This window comes from Thalassotalea coralli (assembly GCF_055786205.1).
This window is the reverse complement of sequence record NZ_JBVVBK010000005.1, coordinates 119,917-137,838: the sequence shown is the minus strand read 5'-3', so window position 1 is coordinate 137,838 and position 17,922 is coordinate 119,917. Positions and strand designations below refer to the sequence as shown.

Genomic DNA, 17,922 nt, shown 5'->3' with positions numbered 1-17,922 from the left:
CTTAAGAGCTCTTAGGCAACAATCGTGAAAAAACAACGTCCTGTAAACCTAGACCTGACTACGATAAAAATGCACTCAGCTGCGCACGCCTCTATTTTGCACCGTATTTCTGGTGTGATTATGGTTTTCGCAATCGGTATTTTATTGTGGACTTTATCTTTATCACTATCATCAGCAGAAGGCTTCGCTCAAGTTAAGTCTCTTTTAGATGGTGTGTTCTTCAAATTAATTATCATTGGCATCGTGTCTGCGTTGCTTTATCACTTACTTGGCGGTATTCGCCACTTGCTTATGGATATGGGCCATTTCGAAGAGAAGGCATCTGGTATCGCAAGTGCAAAATTAGTTATCGCATTATGGTTGGTGTTAACTATCGTAGTAGGAGTTAGCTTATGGTAAACAATGCTGCAACAGTAGGCCGTTCTGGCGTACATGATTTTATTTTATTGCGTGCTACTGCAGTTATTCTTGCAGTTTATACGCTATACCTTCTAGGTTTCTTTGTGACAACACCTGAAGTAACTTACGATGTGTGGCAGGGCTTTTTCTCTGACCTATGCACTAAAGTTGCTACAGTTTTAGCTTTATTTGCACTACTTGTTCACGCTTGGATTGGTGTATGGCAGGTATTGTCAGACTATGTAAAACCAGCTTTATTGCGTGGTGTTTTACAATTTTTCTTTGCCGTTTTGTTACTAGCTTACCTGGTAATGGGCATTTTGACAGTGTGGGGTGTGTAAGTGAGCGTTTCAGTTCGTGAATTTGACGCCATTGTAATTGGCGCAGGCGGTGCGGGTATGCGCGCTGCATTAGCAATCTCGGAATCAGGCCAAAGCTGTGCTTTGATTTCAAAAGTTTTTCCAACTCGTTCTCACACGGTATCTGCACAAGGTGGTATCACAGTTGCGTTAGGTAATGCGCACGAAGATAACTGGGAATACCACATGTACGATACAGTTAAAGGTTCTGATTTTATCGGTGACCAAGACGCTATCGAATACATGTGTAAAACGGGTCCAGAAGCAATCATCGAATTAGAAAACATGGGTCTACCGTTTTCACGTTTTGAAAACGGTAAAGTTTACCAACGTCCGTTCGGTGGTCAGTCTAAGAATTTTGGTGGTGAACAAGCTGCACGTACAGCTGCAGCAGCTGACCGTACAGGTCATGCGCTTCTTCACTGCTTATACCAACAGAACGTTAAAAACAAAACTAACGTATTTTCTGAGTGGTATGCATTAGATATCGTTAAAAATAGCGATGGCAATGTTGTTGGTGCAACAGCTATCGATATTGAAACAGGTGAAGTATGTTACTTCAAAGCGCGCGCAACAGTGCTAGCAACTGGTGGTGCAGGTCGTATCTACGCGTCTACAACTAACGCTCACATCAATACTGGTGATGGTGTTGGTATGTCACTTCGTGCTGGCGTGCAAATGCAAGACATGGAGATGTGGCAATTCCACCCAACAGGTATTGCAGGTGCAGGTGTACTTGTAACTGAAGGTTGTCGTGGTGAAGGTGGTTACCTTCTAAATAAAGACGGCGAACGTTTCATGGAGCGTTACGCGCCTAACGCAAAAGACCTTGCTGGTCGTGACGTTGTTGCTCGTTCAATGATGACAGAGATTCGTGAAGGTCGTGGTTGTGACCATCCTCAATTCGGTAAGCACATTAAACTTAAGTTAGACCACTTAGGCCGTGAAACGCTTATGCAACGTCTACCAGGTGTTTGTGAGTTGTCTGAAACTTTCGCACATATTCACCCTGCAGATGAGCCGATTCCAGTAATTCCTACATGTCACTACCAAATGGGTGGTGTACCTTGTAACGTTAATGGTCAAGCACTTCACTTTGATCCGGCTACAGGTAAAGACACTATCATCGAAGGTTTATTCGCTGTTGGTGAAATTGCTAACGTATCTGTACATGGTGCAAACCGCTTAGGTGGTAACTCTCTACTTGACTTGGTTGTATTCGGTCGTGCTGCGGGTAACTTCCTTGGTGAATACTTAGCGGGTACTGAAATGGGTAAAGAAGCGTCAGAATCTGATCTTGATGCAGCTCTTTCTCGTTATAACCGTTGGGAGTCTTCAACAAGCGGTGAAGATCCAGTACAAATTCGTAAAGACCTACAACAGTGTATGCAATTAAACTTCTCGGTTTTCCGTGAAGGTGAAGCAATGGCTGAAGGTATGAAAGAATTAACTGAGATTCGTGAGCGTCTTAAGACTGCACACCTTAAAGATAAATCTCGTGAGTTCAACACTGACCGTATCGAATGTCTAGAATTAGACAACTTAATGGAAACAGCGTTCAGTACAGCTAAAGCAGCTAACTACAGAACGGAATCTCGTGGTGCACACTCTCGAGAAGACTTCTTAGACCGTGACGATGAAAACTGGTTATGTCATACAATTTATACACCTGAGACAGAAGAAATGTCTAAGCGTGACGTAAACATGAAGCCAGTTCACCGTGAAGCTTTCCCACCGAAAGTAAGAACGTACTAAGGAGCATTAACGATGAAACAATTATTTTCGATTTACCGTTACAATCCAGATGTGGATGATGCACCTTACATGAAAGACTATGAGCTGGAAATTACTGAAGGCTCAGACATGATGGTGTTAGACGCGTTAATCTTGTTAAAAGAACAAGATCCTACGCTATCATTCCGTCGTTCATGTCGAGAAGGTGTGTGTGGTTCTGATGGTTTAAACATGAATGGTAAAAACGGTTTAGCGTGTATCACGCCGTTGTCAGCTGTTAAAGCTAACAAAATCGTTTTACGTCCATTACCAGGCCTACCAGTTGTTCGTGACTTAGTTATTGACATGACTCAGTTCTACAACCAGTATGAAAAAATTAAGCCTTACTTAATTAACGATGGCAAAGAACAGCCAGCACGTGAACATTTACAATCTATCGAAGAGCGTGAGCACTTAGATGGTTTATACGAATGTATTTTATGTGCATGTTGTTCTACTTCATGTCCATCGTTCTGGTGGAACCCAGACAAGTTTATTGGCCCAGCAGGTTTACTTCACGCTTATCGTTTCTTAATCGATAGCCGTGATACTGCGACTGATGAACGTTTGGATGACCTTCAAGATGCATACAGCGTATTCCGTTGTCACGGCATCATGAACTGTGTTGACGTTTGTCCGAAAGGATTGAACCCAACAAAAGCAATCGGCCACATTAAGTCGATGCTACTGTCTCGCGCAGTATAAAAATATTAGGCAGGGCAGTAGCCCTGCCGCAGGCGTTCAGGGATATTAGTGAGTTTTTAATTATTAGGCTTAAGTTTTTAGACTATAGTCTAATGGGTTTTAATCGCATTATTATTTATTTTTTTGTTGCTTTTACCCCTATTCAAGGAACAGGCAATGCCAGAAGGTGTAATGAAGGCTTGGTTAGAGTCTTCCCATTTAAGCGGTGCAAATACTGCTTATATTGAAGAACTATATGAATCTTACTTAGATAACTCTCAATCTGTATCTGAAGAGTGGCGCGCTGTATTTGATGAGCTGCCAAAAATTGAAGGTGCAGACGTGGAGTACCGTCATTCTGAAATTCGTGAAGAGTTTCGAGAACTTGCAAAACAAGGCGCTAAAACTGTTGTAGTTTCAGGCGGCAGTGATGCAAAACAGGTTAAGGTTTTACAATTAATTAATGCTTACCGTTTTCGCGGTCATCAAAATGCCAATATCGACCCATTAGGGTTATGGCAGCGCGATAAGGTTAGAGACTTACAATTATCTCACCACGAATTGTCTGAAAACGACTTCGATCGTGAGTTTAACGTAGGCTCTTTTGCTTGTGGTCAAGATCAAATGAAACTTGGCGACTTATACAAAGCATTGCGTAAAACATACTGTGGTTCTATTGGCGCAGAATACATGCACATGACCTCTACTGAAGAAAAGCGTTGGTTACAAAACCGCTTAGAATCAGTTCAGTCTCAAGCGCAATTAAGTACTGCTGAAAAAGAAGAAGTACTTAAAGGCTTGATTGCTGCAGATGGTCTTGAAAAATACCTAGGCGCAAAATTCCCTGGCGCAAAACGTTTCTCATTGGAAGGTGGTGATTCACTTGTTCCAATGCTTAAAGAATTAATTACCCGTGCAGGTGCTTCTGGTACGAAAGAAGTTGTTATGGGTATGGCTCACCGTGGCCGCTTAAACGTTCTTGTTAACGTAATGGGTAAAAACCCATCTAAGCTTTTTGATGAATTCGCCGGTAAAACTGACGAAGCATTAGGCTCTGGTGACGTTAAATATCACATGGGTTATTCATCTGACTATGTTACGCCAGGTGGAAATGTTCACTTAGCGTTAGCATTTAACCCGTCTCACCTTGAAATTGTTAACCCTGTTGTTATGGGGTCTGTACGTGCACGTTTAGATCGTCGCGACTGTAACCAAGGTGACTTAGTACTACCTATTACGATTCACGGTGACTCTGCCATTGCGGGTCAAGGTGTAGTACAAGAAACATTTAACATGTCGCAAGCGCGTGCCTTTAAGGTAGGCGGTAGTATTCGTATCGTGGTAAACAACCAGGTTGGTTTTACTACGTCTAACCCTGAAGATACGCGTTCAGGCGAATACTGTACTGAAATTGCGAAAATGGTTCAGGCACCAATCTTCCACGTAAACGGTGATGATCCAGAAGCTGTTATCTTAGCGACTCAAATCGCATTGGATTTCCGCAACAAATTTAAGCGTGACGTTGTTATTGATTTAGTTTGTTATCGCCGTCACGGCCATAACGAAGCTGATGAGCCAAATGCAACTCAACCTTTAATGTATCAAAAGGTGAAGAAGCATCCTACGCCACGTCAAATGTATGCAACTAAGCTCGACCAAGAGGGTAGCATTCGTTTAGACCGCTCAAACGAACTAGCTGAATACTACCGTAAGCTTCTCGATGAAGGTCAATGTACTGTTGAACAGTATCGTCCTATGACTGAACATTCAGTTGACTGGACTCCGTTCTTAGGCCATGACTGGGATGATGCTTATGAAGGTGAAATGCCGCTTGAAAAACTAAAAGAGCTTGCTGCATCTATTTCTTCATACCCAGAAAGCCACCCAGTACAATCTCGTGTTAAGAAAATTTATGATGACCGCAAGAAAATGGCATCAGGCGAGAAACTATTAGACTGGGGTTTTGCTGAAAACTTAGCTTATGCTTCAATCGTAGACCGTGGTGAACGCGTTCGTATTACTGGTCAAGATGCCGGCCGTGGTACTTTCTTCCACCGTCATGCCGTTCTTCACAACCAAGAAGACGCAAGCACATACTTGCCTCTACAAAATGTGCGTGAAGGACAAGGCCCATTCGACGTACATGACTCTGTATTGTCAGAAGTGTCTGTACTTGCATTCGAATACGGCTATACAACAGCAGAGCCAAATGGTTTAACTATTTGGGAAGCACAATTTGGTGACTTTGCTAACTGTGCGCAAGTTGTATTTGACCAATTTATTTCGTCAGGTGAGCAAAAGTGGGGCCGTTTATGTGGCTTAACTATGCTGCTTCCACACGGTTACGAAGGTCAAGGCCCAGAGCATTCATCTGCTCGTCTTGAGCGCTTCTTGCAACTTTGTGCTGATCACAATATGCAAGTATGTATTCCGTCTACACCTGCACAAGTATTTAATATGCTACGTCGTCAAGTGGTACGCCCAATGCGTCGCCCACTTGTGGTTATGTCGCCTAAATCACTTCTTCGTCACCCATTAGCTGTGTCTTCATTAGACGAGTTAGCGTCTGGTGTTTATCACAATGTGATTGGTGAAGTAGATGAAGATATCAAACCAGAGAACGTAGAACGCGTTGTATTTTGTAGTGGTAAAGTTTACTACGAGCTACTTGAACAACGTCGTAAGAACGAACAGCACAATGTTGCTATCGTTCGTGTTGAACAGTTATATCCATTCCCAGAGAAAGAGCTAGCTGCTGAGATTGAAAAATACAGCCATGTTAAGCAATTTGTTTGGTGTCAGGAAGAGCCACAAAACCAAGGTGCATGGTACTGCTCGCAGCACCACTTTAGACAGGCGATCCCTGAGGGTACTTATTTGACATATGCTGGCCGTAAGGCGTCTGCAGCACCAGCTGTTGGTTATATGTCTGTCCATGTTAAAGAACAACAAGCGCTAGTTCATGATGCGCTAAATGTTGAGTAGACCATTGTTGTGGTTAAAAGATTGTAAGGAATAAATGAATGACAACCGAAATTAAGGTTCCTGTTTTACCAGAATCAGTTGCTGACGCAACGGTAGCTACTTGGCATGTTCAAGTAGGTGATAGCGTTTCTCGTGATCAAGTATTAGTTGATATTGAAACTGATAAAGTTGTACTTGAAGTACCAGCAACTAGCGATGGTACGATTACTGAAATTCGTGAAGCTGAAGGCGCAACTGTTCTAGGCGAGCAAGTAATTGCTATTTTAGAAGCGGGTGCAGCGGCAGCAGCGAGTGCTCCAGCAGCAGCTCCGGCAGCAGAAGCTCCAGCAGCCGGTGGTGAAACACAAGATATTCTTGTACCAGTTTTACCAGAATCAGTTGCTGATGCGACAGTTGCTACATGGCATGTTGCTGAAGGCGATGCAGTATCACGCGATCAAGTATTAGTTGAAATTGAAACTGATAAAGTGGTACTTGAAGTTCCAGCAACTGCTGACGGCGTTATGGGCAAAATCTTAAACGGCGAAGGTGACACTGTACTTGGTCAACAAAAGATTGCTGAATTAGTAGCAGGTGCATCAGCGGCGGCAGCTCCAGCTGCGGCAGCAGAAGAAGCACCAGCATCTTCAGGTGACGAAATTGCTAGCCCATCAGTACGTCGTTTAATGACGGAAAAAGGCTTAACTGCTGCAAATGTTAAAGGCACAGGTAAAGGCGGTCGTATCACTAAAGAAGACGTAGAAGCAGCAGCTAACAAGCCTGCAGCAGCTCCGGCGGCTTCAACACCAGCCCCAGCAGCAGCGGCATCTAATGTATTAGGCGAGCGTAGCCAAAAACGTGTACCTATGACACGTTTACGTAAGACTATCGCTAACCGTTTATTAGAAGCGAAAAACTCTACTGCAATGTTAACTACTTTCAACGAAGTTAACATGAAGCCAATTATGGATCTTCGTAAGCAGTACAAAGACGTATTCGAAAAGACACACGACACACGTTTAGGTTTCATGTCTTTCTACGTAAAAGCGGTAACTGAAGCACTTAAGCGGTTCCCTGCTGTTAACGCGTCAATCGACGGTGATGACATTGTTTACCACAACTTCTTCGATATCTCTATTGCAGTATCGACGCCTCGTGGTCTTGTAACACCTGTACTTCGCGATGCTGACCAATTAAGCATGGCGGGTATCGAAAAAGGTATTAAAGACCTTGCGATTAAAGGTCGTGACGGCAAGTTAACGATGGAAGATATGCAAGGCGGTAACTTCACTATCACTAATGGTGGTGTATTCGGTTCATTGCTTTCTACGCCAATCATCAACTTACCACAAACGGCTATCTTAGGTATGCACAAAATCCAAGATCGTCCGATGGCTGTTGACGGTAAAGTAGAAATCTTACCTATGATGTACTTAGCGTTATCTTATGACCACAGACTGATCGATGGTAAAGAGTCAGTAGGCTTCTTAGTAACGATTAAAGAGTTACTTGAAGATCCAACACGTCTTCTTTTAGATATCTAATCTAAGCTTAATGAGATTTTATAAAAGCCTCGCTATTTAGCGGGGCTTTTTTATTACCGAAATCCAAGACCGTGCTCACATGGGCAGTTGACGGTAAAGTAGAAACCTTACCTATGATGTACTTGGCGTTATCTTACGACCACAGAGCAACATAACTTAGTAACGGATGATAAAGAGTCGCTTGGTTTAATCGTTCGAACACTCATGACAATGATAGATGAGATACAAAGTCATCGTCTACAAATCCCATGGATTTATAAATTGGGAGACCGCTTTTTGAAGCTTGCAAGGTTATCAAGTTGCAATTCTCTGTTTTAGCAAACCATATTAGGTGGGCCATTAGGGCTTTTGCTATACCTTTGCCTTGGTGCGCTTTTGGAACGCCTACTTGGTGTATCCCCATAACATTGCATGTTTTAAAGCCAATAGCAGTTCCCGCTAATTTTTCTTCAAGATAATAGGCAAAAACAAATGCATTTTCTGTTGATAGTAATGAGTTAAGTGGCTCTACATCAATTAGATAACCAAATGCCTCACCACAAACTTGAGCCCACAATTCAAGCTCTTTAGGCGTTGAAACTATCTCAACATGTTTATCTTTTACACCTTCTACATTTTCAAGGCTCAATGACATTGTTGCCAGTTGAACTCGAACTAAGTGTGAATTTTCGGGATTAATTCGTTGAGATACATTAACACTGTCGAGCCACTGTTTTTTGTCGATAGGTGCAAAGTCACTTCGCCATAGTTTGTTAGGCCAGCTAGTATGTCGGTAGTTGTTGTCTTCCTGTTTATGGGGAAAACTTTGATAAAACTGATCTAGGTTTTTCAAATTTTCTGCTAAAAACAAAGTCACTTTTTACTCCTTGTTAATTAAAATAATACCGACGATTAGTAAGCCGCAACCAATTAATTTAGTCATGTTTACTAGTTTTTGTGGGGTGTCAAAAAAACCAAAGTGACTAATTACCATAGCCAAAATTATTTGACCTGTTAATGCATAGCTTATTAAGTTACCAGCTCCCATTTTGGGGATAAGCCAATACATGCTTCCAACACCAAAAACACTTAACAGACATGACAACCACAAATACCATGGTACTTGTGAAAAAGCGATAGTTTGCCATTGCTCTACTACTTGTTTATGGTGGAAGAAAAACACATAAATGAACACTACTATAAAGCTGGTAAGAAATGCGTAACCAGTAGCCAGCCATGCACTTTTTAGTAATTCACCAAGGCGAGCATTCATTGCCGCTTGGATAGCAATACAACTTCCCGCTAGTATTGCTATAGGCCATAACGAGTTCATAGGTTAAATACCAGTTCTTCAGAGGATTTTCTATATTTTGGGCGACTTGCCGCACTATCTTGTTCACTGCGAAAACCTATAGGGCAAAAAATGGCTGCGCTAAAGCCTTTTTCTTTAAGTGACAAAACAGAGTTTACGCCGTCAATATCAAAACCTGTCATGGGGCATGTATCTAAGTTTTGTACAGCAGCACAACTTAGCAGCTTTCCTAATGCAATATGTGCCTGCTCGCGGCTCCAATTCGCTTGCTCTTGGGCTGACCGCGAGAGCAGATCATTACTAATAACTTCACGGTAGCCGGCTAAATTGTTAATGGGCACATTTTGGCAAGCTGCTAACCCAGCAATATACTCGTCAATATCTACTTGTGTAATCTCAGTTCGGTGTGCAAGTACAAATAAATGTGAACAATGTGCAACCTTTTCTTGTCCATAGCTGTGCGGTAGTAGTTGCTGTTTAATACTATCGCTTTGGATAACGAACAAGCGATAGGGTTGCAAGCCATAGGCACTTGCGCTCAAACAGATACTATCTATTAACGGTTGAATTTGTTGTTCGTTTAACTTGTGATTAGAGAATTTTTTGACCGCGTAGCGCCATTTTAGTGCATCTATAAAGTTCATTGTGCTTACCTCATCTGTTTCAATAAGCTCATCTTACAGTTGCCCTAAATGCTCTTCATTTACATATGTTGATAAAATTCGATTTACTTCAATTCTTTTCTAATACGGCTTAGTTGAGTTGGCGTTATTCCTAAGTAACTCGCTATATGGTACTGAGGTAGGCGCGAACCTATTTCGCCAAAGGTTTGTAGAAATTTTTGATACCTATCTTTTGCTTCAAACTGCAAGTAACCTATTTCTTTAGGTTCTTTCTCCAGTAACCAGTGAGTTTCCAAATAATGTATTTGAAATTTCATCAGCTCAGTATTATCGAACATAACCTCTCGAAATTGACTAAAGTTAATTTCAATGACTTCACACGCTTCAATAGCTTCAATGGCGAGAAAACTTGGATTATTTTTTAGTAATGCAGACATGCTGCCAGGAAAACGACCCTCTGAAAAAAAGTGCTTGTTATATTCGTTACCTTGCTCATCTATAAGATAAGCGCGCATTAAACCTTTGTGTAAAAAAGCAAAGTGCTTTGGTACGGCATTTTGAGGGTAAAGCATTTCTGCTTTGGAGAGTGCTCTTAACGACAGGCAAGTTTGCAAGGATTGCCACGTTTCATCTGAAATTGGCGAGTAAGTATCCATGACACGCCTTAAATGGTCTAATGCTAGCATAATCAATTAATTTCTTTTTTTCGCCAGTTTAACAGCATATTAAGGTGAAGTAGATAAGCCTAACAATATACTTAAATTGTTCATCGGTATTCGTCTTAAAGCTTCTATCACAATAGGTAAAGCACTTCCGCTTTCTCTTCATGCTTTCCATTATTGAAAGGATAAGCTAAATATAGAATGCTTTGGCCGCTAATTTGAATTAAAAAACATGTGTGAAACTTTCAGAGGTACTTTCATAGCCTCTCTTGTGGAAACACTAAATTGCTCAAAAATTAGTATTTATTCAAAATAAATAAATAAAGAAAAAGGCCAAAAAGTTAAAAAGCACCCATTGAATTTGCTTTAATTTGTTACGGAAATCTTAAATTCAATGAATTATTTGGGTTACTTATAGCCAAAGTCTATGGCTAGGTTTGCATTGCCTCGCTATTAGACTAAAGTTGTATTATCGATTTTGTAATATGTTTGTAAGTCGGTGATAATTGAACCGTTTGATTTTAAAGGAAATTATTTGGTTGCGTGTCAAGATTATCTTTTTATCTTGTGATAGGCAATTTTAATCTAATTGAATATAGAAATAAGGGGTTTAATCCCTTGACTTTTATCTATATAATCACGGCACAATTAATATCGTTTAGTGTAAATACTCGAAAGAGTTTATGCTAACTAATTCCACCCAAAACAGTAATTGGAAAAAGCATCATGAATTTGCATGAGTATCAAGCGAAGCAACTTTTCGCTGAATATGGTTTACCGGTTTCTGAAGGTTACGCTTGCGATACACCTCAAGAAGCTGCAGAAGCTGCCGACAAAATCGGCGGAGACATGTGGGTAGTTAAAGCACAGGTTCACGCTGGTGGCCGTGGTAAGGCTGGCGGTGTAAAGCTAGTAAAAACCAAAGAAGAAATCAAAGAGTTCGCTCAGCACTGGTTAGGTAAAAACTTAGTAACTTACCAAACAGATGCAAACGGTCAACCTGTTGCTAAAATCTTAGTTGAAAGCTGCACAGACATCGCTAACGAATTATATCTTGGCGCTGTTGTAGACCGTGGTTCACGTCGCGTTGTATTCATGGCTTCAACTGAAGGTGGTGTAGACATCGAAACAGTTGCAGAAGAAACTCCTCACTTAATTCACAAAGCTGCGATCGACCCATTAGTAGGTCCTCAAGCTTACCAAGCACGTGAGTTAGGCTTCAAACTTGGTTTAAACCCAACGCAAATGAAGCAATTCGTTAAGATCTTCATGGGTCTTGGCAACATGTTTAGTGATCACGACTTTGATTTATTAGAAATCAACCCGTTAGTAATTACTGAAGAAGGTAACCTTCACTGTCTAGACGGCAAAATCGGCGTTGACTCAAACGCTTTATACCGTCAACCAAAAATCCGCGCAATGCACGATCCTTCGCAAGAAGACGAGCGTGAAGCACATGCTGCACAGTGGGAATTAAACTACGTAGCATTAGACGGTAACGTTGGTTGTATGGTTAACGGTGCTGGCCTTGCAATGGGTACAATGGATATCGTTAACTTACACGGCGGTAAGCCAGCTAACTTCTTAGATGTTGGTGGTGGTGCAACTAAAGAGCGTGTAGCAGAAGCATTCAAAATCATCTTATCTGATGACAACGTAAGTGCAGTATTAGTAAACATCTTTGGTGGTATCGTACGTTGTGACATGATCGCTGAAGGTATCATCGCTGCTGTTAAAGAAGTAGGTGTTGAAGTACCAGTAGTTGTACGTTTAGAAGGTACTAACGCTGAAGCTGGTCGTGAAGTATTAGCAAGCTCAGATGTAAACATCATCGCTGCTGAATCATTAAAAGACGCTGCTGAGAAAGTAGTTGCTGCTGCGGAGGGCAAATAATGTCTGTATTAATTAACAAAGATACTAAAGTTATCTGTCAAGGTTTCACTGGTGGTCAAGGTACTTTCCACTCAGAGCAAGCTATCGCATACGGTACGCAAATGGTTGGTGGTGTATCACCAGGCAAAGGCGGTCAAGAGCACTTAGGTCTTCCAGTATTCAACACAGTTCGTGAAGCTGTAGAAGCAACTGGCGCAACTGCAACAGTTATCTACGTTCCTGCTCCTTTCTGTAAAGATGCTATCTTAGAAGCTATCGATGCTGGTATCGAGTTAATCGTTACTATCACTGAAGGTATCCCTACGTTAGACATGCTTGACGTTAAAGTTAAGCTTGAAGAAACTGGCGTTCGCATGATTGGTCCAAACTGCCCAGGTGTTATCACTCCAGGCGAATCAAAAATTGGTATCATGCCAGGTCACATCCACAAGCCAGGTAAAGTAGGTATCGTATCTCGTTCAGGTACACTTACTTATGAAGCAGTTAAGCAAACAACTGATGCTGGTTTTGGTCAGTCTTCATGTGTTGGTATCGGTGGTGACCCAATCCCAGGTACTAACTTCATCGACGTTTTAGAAATGTTCGAAAACGACCCTCAAACTGAAGCTATCGTAATGATCGGTGAGATCGGTGGTACAGCTGAAGAAGAAGCTGCTGAGTACATTAAAGCTAATGTAACTAAGCCTGTTGTTTCTTACATCGCTGGTGTTACTGCTCCTGCTGGTAAGCGTATGGGTCACGCTGGTGCGATTATCGCTGGTGGTAAAGGTACTGCTGACGATAAATTCAAAGCATTAGAAGCTGCTGGTGTTAAGACAGTTCGTTCTTTAGCAGACATCGGTGTAGCACTTAAAGAGAAGACTGGTTGGTAATCGGCTGGCTTTCTTTTGAAAGATTTGAAAAACCCGCCTAATGGCGGGTTTTTTGTTATCAGTAAACGAAGTTAATGGAGGCTAAATTTATGGAAGGCTTAAAAAATGATTTTATAACTACTAGTGAAAAAAGAGCTTTAAAAATAGGAAAATATACATTGGTTGCTATCGCACTAGGATTACTAATTTTCTATTTTTACAATTTTTTTAGTTCTACTGTACTAACTCAAGAATCTTCTGCTCAATTTGGAGACTTTCTGGGAGGGGTATTAAATCCAGTTTTAGGGTTTGCAACAGTGTCATTACTCGTTTGGAGTATTCAGATTCAACTTCGAGAATTAAGGCTTACTAGACTTGAAATGGAAGAGAATACTAAAGCAAATAAAGAGCAAGCAGACCAGCTACGTATTCAAAATAAACAGGCTTCAATTAAAGATAATATTAATACACAAATGATAGAGTTTGATAGCTTCCAAAAGATATTTGTGGAGCAGCAGTCTGTTTTGAACACCTTGTTAAGTAAGCCAATTGGACTTGAATATAGAGGTAATTATCTGACATTTAATGAATTAATTTACGTAAACAATGGTACCTATCAAAACGAATACATAAATTATAAAAACCAACAAAATAACATTATTGTTGGTGAGTACCAGATCGCACATACAATCAATCAGTGCGTATGGTTATTAAAGCGTATTTTGACGAAGTGCCGATTGCCGGGATATGTTGCCTCTATTAAATCTAATATCGACTGGTTGTTTCCAATTGTAAGTGTATGTTATGAAAGAAAAATAATTTCAGGGCATAAAGCGAAAGCTTTATATAGTAGCGTTCGAAACTCTATAGATAGTAGTGACTTTGATAGTCATGCTAAGCACATATTGACAAAACAATTGGAAGTACACTTTCACGAAGGATTAAAAGGTAGCGAATACGAATAAATTGGGGGCGGATCCCAATTTAATACAGGTTGTTTATTTGTCGAGGGTGCTCGATAGCTCGAAATCAATGGGGTCAGAGTAAATGATTTCTTTGAAATACTTTTGAGTACGGTTTTCTAGTTCCGATTATATTGTCGCGGTGGCGACTGCACCCAAGGGAGCGCTCGCGCCGCAGCTCCCTTGGAACCCATGGCGCTGCTGCAAAATGCTTTCCTTCCTGATAAATAAATTTATCGAGCTAATGTTCAGACAGCACTTCCATGCGCTGACTGAACTTTGCTGGCTTTCCCTGCCAGCAATAGCTGAAATTTATTTCTCATCCAGACATTTTGCCAAGCAGACTAATGCTTCGTTTTAGTATCGTGATGAATCTCTTTGTATTTTGGGTTTTTATTTTAAAAAGAAATGAGCCTTGAATTTAATACCTGTCACTTTATCTACATGTTAGCTTGAGTTTACAAAGCGTTGTGAATACGAGGTAGGAAGCTGAGTATTGTGAGCATCCATGGATGAATGTTGAGCATGTTTCACATAAGCGTAAATTCAATCTAACAGTTTTGTTGAGTAAGGCGGTGATGGTTTCCAAAGGGAGTTCACCGAACAACTCCCTTTGGGTGCAGCGGTCATTGCCGCAATATGACTTTAATGAATCACAATTCTCTGTTCAAAAAGAATTACTCTGAGAAATCCTCGTCAATATCTACTTCTGTGTTTCTAGGTGTGCGATGGCCTGTCTTCGCTAATATTTCAATGTAAAAGCTGTCTAATTCTCTGCTTTCAGCGTCATCAATTGACTTATTAAGGGCAGAAACATGGATAACGTCCGCTGTCTCAGCAGTGCTTCCATATTTACAGTCAAAGTCCCAAAAATCTGCGCCTTTCGGTAGTGTTTTGTTGCGTTCGCGTTTTAAGTATTTTTTAATTTCATATTTTATTGCGTCAACGAGTCGTGGTCGTTTAATTTTAGGGTGAGTTAAAGAAAATGTTTTTCTCATGATGTGCCTTATATTATGAGGAGAGAAGCAAAGGTGCTTCTGTGGCGGTTATTTTACCACGGAACCAATAGAGTCAGTAGTGAATAGCGGGCAGAGAAAAATATTTATTTAGAATAATAGCCTTTAATCAACTTTTCTTTTAACTCGTAAAGCCTGCCATTGGCTTCGAGTATTGAGAGTCCTTTATCAAACTTCTCTCTTAACTCAATGCTGCTAGGTTTAGCTTTTGGAAAGAATAAATGTCCAGTAGTAACGAGTAGGGGAGGCTGCATTACTTCTACGCGGTCGACTTGTTCTTGTGCAAATAAGGTGTGTAACAAGTGCCAGCCAACAATTTCTTGTACTGGGGTTACATCTATTCGGCCAAGCAGTAGCATTTTAAAGTTTTGAACGTCAGAACCAACGATTGACACGTTATCTTTATTGTTTCGCGCATACTGCCAAAGTGAATCTGTATAGGTGTACCCTCGGGTGATCCCCATTGATAATGACTCAAACTCTTCTAACGACTGCCACGTTGCAGGGGAATCTGATTTTAAACGAAAAAATAAGGTTTTCTCTGAGGTTAACGGCTCACTTAAATAGAAATACTCTTTGTGCTTAGCGTCATCATACCAATAGGAAGTCGCGTCAACATCGCCTACTTTGGCTTTTTCATAAGCTCTAGCCCAAGGCACGTAAACGAATTTAACAGTTATATCTGATTGAGCAAAAGCTTCTGAAACGACTTGGCTAATATAACCTTGGTGTGGGGCATTTTTAGAAATAAATGGCGGCCACTCAGAAGTGCTAATGGTAATTGTCGTATTTGCCCATGTTTGGCTGAAAAACAACGAACAAATGAATAGCCAATACTTCGTTCTCATTACTAAGCGTTCCTCAATTTACAATATAAATAAAAGCTTAGTTGGATAAGTGAGCTAATGCTAATTGTCAGCGAGATCTAGAGGGGGAAATATAAGCTGAAGCTATTTTGTAAGGAATCAAGGTGTCAGTTTCAAAATAAATATTACAAAGTTAAAGAGACAAAAAAGCTCCCTTGAAAGGGAGCTTTTATAAATTTAGTCGGGAGAAGCGCGTCTAAATTTTAGAATGACTGCTTTCTGCCAAACCTAACAAGTGTTAGTAAGGCTATAGAAAACACAATAAGCATCGATGGCTCAGCAATTGGAGAAGCATTACCAGGTGCTGGTAAAGGTGCTGATAGCCTTTGTTCCTGCGAATAAACTTTTACTAAAGCATGTGATGCCCAGTGGTATGCAGAATTCTCATTATTAAAAGAAACCCATTCAACAGGTGAAGCTAAGCTAGTACTATCGGCAATATTTCGATCAAATACTTGTCTATTGCTTCCTTGAGAATCCCACACTAAATTTCTGTGTCCGGCAGAATAGGTGCCATTATGAGAATCTGGAGATTCTGTAAATAACCAACCGAATGCATATCTATCGGTTGACAGGCCGTTAATTGCCCAGTTTCTACCTTCGGAGTAACCGCCTGATAAGTAAGAAAATATATCTTCTTGAGCATCATTTAAATTTGACAGTGAGCGCCACCCAGCGTTGGCATCTGTCCAGTCAAAGCTACCTGTGATCAAATCAATATATAAATCGTTTACCATTGCTGTAGAAGCGTATTGATAACCTTGATATTGATCTTGAGTTAAAATGGTATTTTCAACCTGCGATTTAGACATCCCCTGTGTAACATCTAAATCTAGCCACTCATATCCGTTATGAATAAGTCCAGCAGAAGCTGAATTTACTAGGCTAGCGTTTAAAATAATAAGACTGATAACAATATTATTTATTAATTTCATACTACATTCCGTTAACCTTTTTTTTTCATTTTCAACTAAATTAATGTTAAAAACAAACTTTTTTACAATTTAATTGTAACCGAAAGGGCAGTTTATCAAAAAACGCGGTTAAACAGTGGTTTGCTAATAAATTTCACTAAAAGTTCATAGTGATGGCACATCCTTAAAAGAAGATGGATCGCTAATTCAAATTGATGGGATAAAAATCGTAACTTAATGATTTATTGCAACATAGTTCACATTTAAATTTTTCTGGAAATTAGAGTGTATATTTTGAGGCTATCGGTCCGAAAAAGCTGTGTTTTCTCGTGCAAACTCGAAGCCAGAAGGTTGGCTTTTTGTTATATAGTTGTTAAACGAGTTGGGTTATTTACCGAGATAACTAAATTAGTATTCGCCTTATTGGCAAAATCTTCAGCGTTTTACGGTAATGGTAATTTTAACCACGACACCTTTTGTTTTGGCAATCACTAAATTAATTGTTTTTGAAAAACAATGAAAGTGAAGATTATGAAAGGAGATGACCGATTTACCACCCCCTTTTTATATCTAGAATCGGGTAATGCTCTAGTTCATCGAGTCTATATTTGAATGGCCAACAGCGAGTGAAATAGTACTGTCGTTCGAAAGATTAAACTCTAGACCTGTCGAAACCTTAACACCTGTTTGCCAGTCTGAATGTGATTGTCCTAGTGCATGGTATTTACCATAAACTTGACCAACACTCACTTCAACGAAGGGATTAACGTTTCTATGAAACGATTGGTAAGAAAGCTTGGAGTCCAGCCAAATGCCTGAATTTTCTATGGTAGATGACACGGTGTGATCTTCAACAGCCAAGTCAATGTTACTTTGACTATAATCGATACTCACACCTGTTGTTAACACCCAGTCCGCGTTCAGCTGTTTATCAACACTCGCTGATAAAGATAGTTTTGGCGTTAAATCTTGAGTGACATTAGCGTTCTTTGGAATAAGCAATGATTTGTCGCTCTCTAACGAAAATCCAAGGGCATAGTTCGGTGAACTCCACTCATTGTTTGCGAAAACGGCGCTAGACAAACATACGCAACTCATTATTATTTTTTTTAACATGATTA

17 protein-coding genes are annotated in these 17,922 nt (G+C 40.5%); 9 read left to right on the top strand and 8 right to left on the bottom strand.

Features of this window, described 5'->3' with window-relative positions; genetic code table 11:
* Positions 1-24: 24 nt before the first annotated feature.
* The 6 genes from sdhC to odhB all read left to right on the top strand — a co-directional run bounded on the left by sdhC (position 25) and on the right by odhB (position 7,723).
* Positions 25-399: a succinate dehydrogenase, cytochrome b556 subunit gene (gene sdhC / locus ACOB80_RS13755; protein ID WP_473166423.1), complete on the top strand. Its 375-nt coding sequence runs from the start codon at positions 25-27 to the stop codon at positions 397-399.
* A complete protein-coding gene (gene sdhD, locus ACOB80_RS13750) occupies positions 393-740 on the top strand; it encodes a succinate dehydrogenase, hydrophobic membrane anchor protein (RefSeq protein WP_473166422.1) in 348 nt (115 codons plus the stop codon). The genes sdhC and sdhD overlap by 7 nt, the downstream gene beginning before the upstream one ends.
* A complete protein-coding gene (sdhA, locus tag ACOB80_RS13745; RefSeq protein ID WP_473166421.1) occupies positions 741-2,513 on the top strand; it encodes a succinate dehydrogenase flavoprotein subunit in 1,773 nt (590 codons plus the stop codon).
* Positions 2,514-2,525: 12 nt separating this feature from the next.
* Positions 2,526-3,236, top strand: a complete 711-nt coding sequence (locus ACOB80_RS13740) for a succinate dehydrogenase iron-sulfur subunit (RefSeq protein WP_473166420.1) — start codon at positions 2,526-2,528, stop codon at positions 3,234-3,236.
* A gap of 156 nt (positions 3,237-3,392) precedes the next feature.
* Positions 3,393-6,200, top strand: a complete 2,808-nt coding sequence (locus ACOB80_RS13735) for a 2-oxoglutarate dehydrogenase E1 component (protein ID WP_473166419.1) — start codon at positions 3,393-3,395, stop codon at positions 6,198-6,200.
* 38 nt (positions 6,201-6,238) lie between these two features.
* Positions 6,239-7,723 carry a 2-oxoglutarate dehydrogenase complex dihydrolipoyllysine-residue succinyltransferase gene (odhB, locus tag ACOB80_RS13730; RefSeq protein WP_473166418.1) on the top strand — a complete coding sequence of 495 codons (1,485 nt, stop codon included), beginning with the start codon at positions 6,239-6,241 and terminating at the stop codon, positions 7,721-7,723.
* Between the two features lie 202 nt (positions 7,724-7,925).
* Here the strand turns inward: odhB and ACOB80_RS13725 are convergent, their stop codons facing one another.
* From ACOB80_RS13725 to ACOB80_RS13710, 4 genes are all read right to left on the bottom strand, one after another.
* Positions 7,926-8,579, bottom strand: coding sequence for a GNAT family N-acetyltransferase (locus ACOB80_RS13725; RefSeq protein WP_473166417.1), 654 nt, complete (start codon positions 8,577-8,579; stop codon positions 7,926-7,928).
* A gap of 3 nt (positions 8,580-8,582) precedes the next feature.
* Positions 8,583-9,035 (bottom strand): DMT family transporter, encoded by a 453-nt coding sequence (locus tag ACOB80_RS13720; protein WP_473166416.1) that lies wholly within the window; start codon positions 9,033-9,035, stop codon positions 8,583-8,585.
* Positions 9,032-9,658 (bottom strand): nitroreductase family protein, encoded by a 627-nt coding sequence (locus ACOB80_RS13715; protein WP_473166415.1) that lies wholly within the window; start codon positions 9,656-9,658, stop codon positions 9,032-9,034. The genes ACOB80_RS13720 and ACOB80_RS13715 overlap by 4 nt, the downstream gene beginning before the upstream one ends.
* Positions 9,659-9,741: 83 nt before the next feature.
* Positions 9,742-10,323 carry a Crp/Fnr family transcriptional regulator gene (locus ACOB80_RS13710; RefSeq protein WP_473166414.1) on the bottom strand — a complete coding sequence of 194 codons (582 nt, stop codon included), beginning with the start codon at positions 10,321-10,323 and terminating at the stop codon, positions 9,742-9,744.
* Between the two features lie 702 nt (positions 10,324-11,025).
* On the opposite strand from ACOB80_RS13710, the gene sucC reads away from it, so the two are divergent.
* From sucC to ACOB80_RS13695, 3 genes are all read left to right on the top strand, one after another.
* On the top strand, positions 11,026-12,192 hold the full coding sequence (sucC, locus tag ACOB80_RS13705) for an ADP-forming succinate--CoA ligase subunit beta (RefSeq protein ID WP_473166413.1): 1,167 nt from the start codon (positions 11,026-11,028) through the stop codon (positions 12,190-12,192).
* Positions 12,192-13,064 (top strand): succinate--CoA ligase subunit alpha, encoded by an 873-nt coding sequence (gene sucD / locus ACOB80_RS13700; protein ID WP_386034845.1) that lies wholly within the window; start codon positions 12,192-12,194, stop codon positions 13,062-13,064. Before sucC ends, sucD begins: the two co-directional genes overlap by 1 nt.
* A gap of 89 nt (positions 13,065-13,153) precedes the next feature.
* On the top strand, positions 13,154-14,008 hold the full coding sequence (locus tag ACOB80_RS13695; protein ID WP_473166412.1) for a hypothetical protein: 855 nt from the start codon (positions 13,154-13,156) through the stop codon (positions 14,006-14,008).
* Between the two features lie 674 nt (positions 14,009-14,682).
* Here the strand turns inward: ACOB80_RS13695 and ACOB80_RS13690 are convergent.
* From ACOB80_RS13690 to ACOB80_RS13675, 4 genes are all read right to left on the bottom strand, one after another.
* Complete coding sequence (locus ACOB80_RS13690; protein WP_473166411.1) at positions 14,683-15,003, bottom strand: DUF6172 family protein; 321 nt, start codon at positions 15,001-15,003, stop codon at positions 14,683-14,685.
* A 104-nt stretch (positions 15,004-15,107) separates the two neighbouring features.
* Positions 15,108-15,869 carry a substrate-binding periplasmic protein gene (locus ACOB80_RS13685; RefSeq protein ID WP_473166410.1) on the bottom strand — a complete coding sequence of 254 codons (762 nt, stop codon included), beginning with the start codon at positions 15,867-15,869 and terminating at the stop codon, positions 15,108-15,110.
* Positions 15,870-16,090: 221 nt separating this feature from the next.
* Positions 16,091-16,822, bottom strand: coding sequence for a hypothetical protein (locus ACOB80_RS13680; protein ID WP_473166409.1), 732 nt, complete (start codon positions 16,820-16,822; stop codon positions 16,091-16,093).
* Positions 16,823-17,389: 567 nt separating this feature from the next.
* Positions 17,390-17,917: an outer membrane beta-barrel protein gene (locus tag ACOB80_RS13675; protein WP_473166408.1), complete on the bottom strand. Its 528-nt coding sequence runs from the start codon at positions 17,915-17,917 to the stop codon at positions 17,390-17,392.
* Between the last annotated feature and the right edge of the window lie 5 nt (positions 17,918-17,922).

Coding starts and splice junctions, on each gene's coding strand:
- sdhD (WP_473166422.1), top strand. CDS start 393: ATGGTAAACAATGCTGCAACAGTAGGCCGTTCTGGCGTACATGATTTT.
- ACOB80_RS13740 (WP_473166420.1), top strand. CDS start 2,526: ATGAAACAATTATTTTCGATTTACCGTTACAATCCAGATGTGGATGAT.
- ACOB80_RS13735 (WP_473166419.1), top strand. CDS start 3,393: ATGCCAGAAGGTGTAATGAAGGCTTGGTTAGAGTCTTCCCATTTAAGC.
- odhB (WP_473166418.1), top strand. CDS start 6,239: ATGACAACCGAAATTAAGGTTCCTGTTTTACCAGAATCAGTTGCTGAC.
- ACOB80_RS13720 (WP_473166416.1), bottom strand. CDS start 9,035: ATGAACTCGTTATGGCCTATAGCAATACTAGCGGGAAGTTGTATTGCT.
- ACOB80_RS13715 (WP_473166415.1), bottom strand. CDS start 9,658: ATGAACTTTATAGATGCACTAAAATGGCGCTACGCGGTCAAAAAATTC.
- ACOB80_RS13710 (WP_473166414.1), bottom strand. CDS start 10,323: ATGCTAGCATTAGACCATTTAAGGCGTGTCATGGATACTTACTCGCCA.
- sucC (WP_473166413.1), top strand. CDS start 11,026: ATGAATTTGCATGAGTATCAAGCGAAGCAACTTTTCGCTGAATATGGT.
- sucD (WP_386034845.1), top strand. CDS start 12,192: ATGTCTGTATTAATTAACAAAGATACTAAAGTTATCTGTCAAGGTTTC.
- ACOB80_RS13695 (WP_473166412.1), top strand. CDS start 13,154: ATGGAAGGCTTAAAAAATGATTTTATAACTACTAGTGAAAAAAGAGCT.
- ACOB80_RS13690 (WP_473166411.1), bottom strand. CDS start 15,003: ATGAGAAAAACATTTTCTTTAACTCACCCTAAAATTAAACGACCACGA.
- ACOB80_RS13685 (WP_473166410.1), bottom strand. CDS start 15,869: ATGAGAACGAAGTATTGGCTATTCATTTGTTCGTTGTTTTTCAGCCAA.
- ACOB80_RS13680 (WP_473166409.1), bottom strand. CDS start 16,822: ATGAAATTAATAAATAATATTGTTATCAGTCTTATTATTTTAAACGCT.
- ACOB80_RS13675 (WP_473166408.1), bottom strand. CDS start 17,917: ATGTTAAAAAAAATAATAATGAGTTGCGTATGTTTGTCTAGCGCCGTT.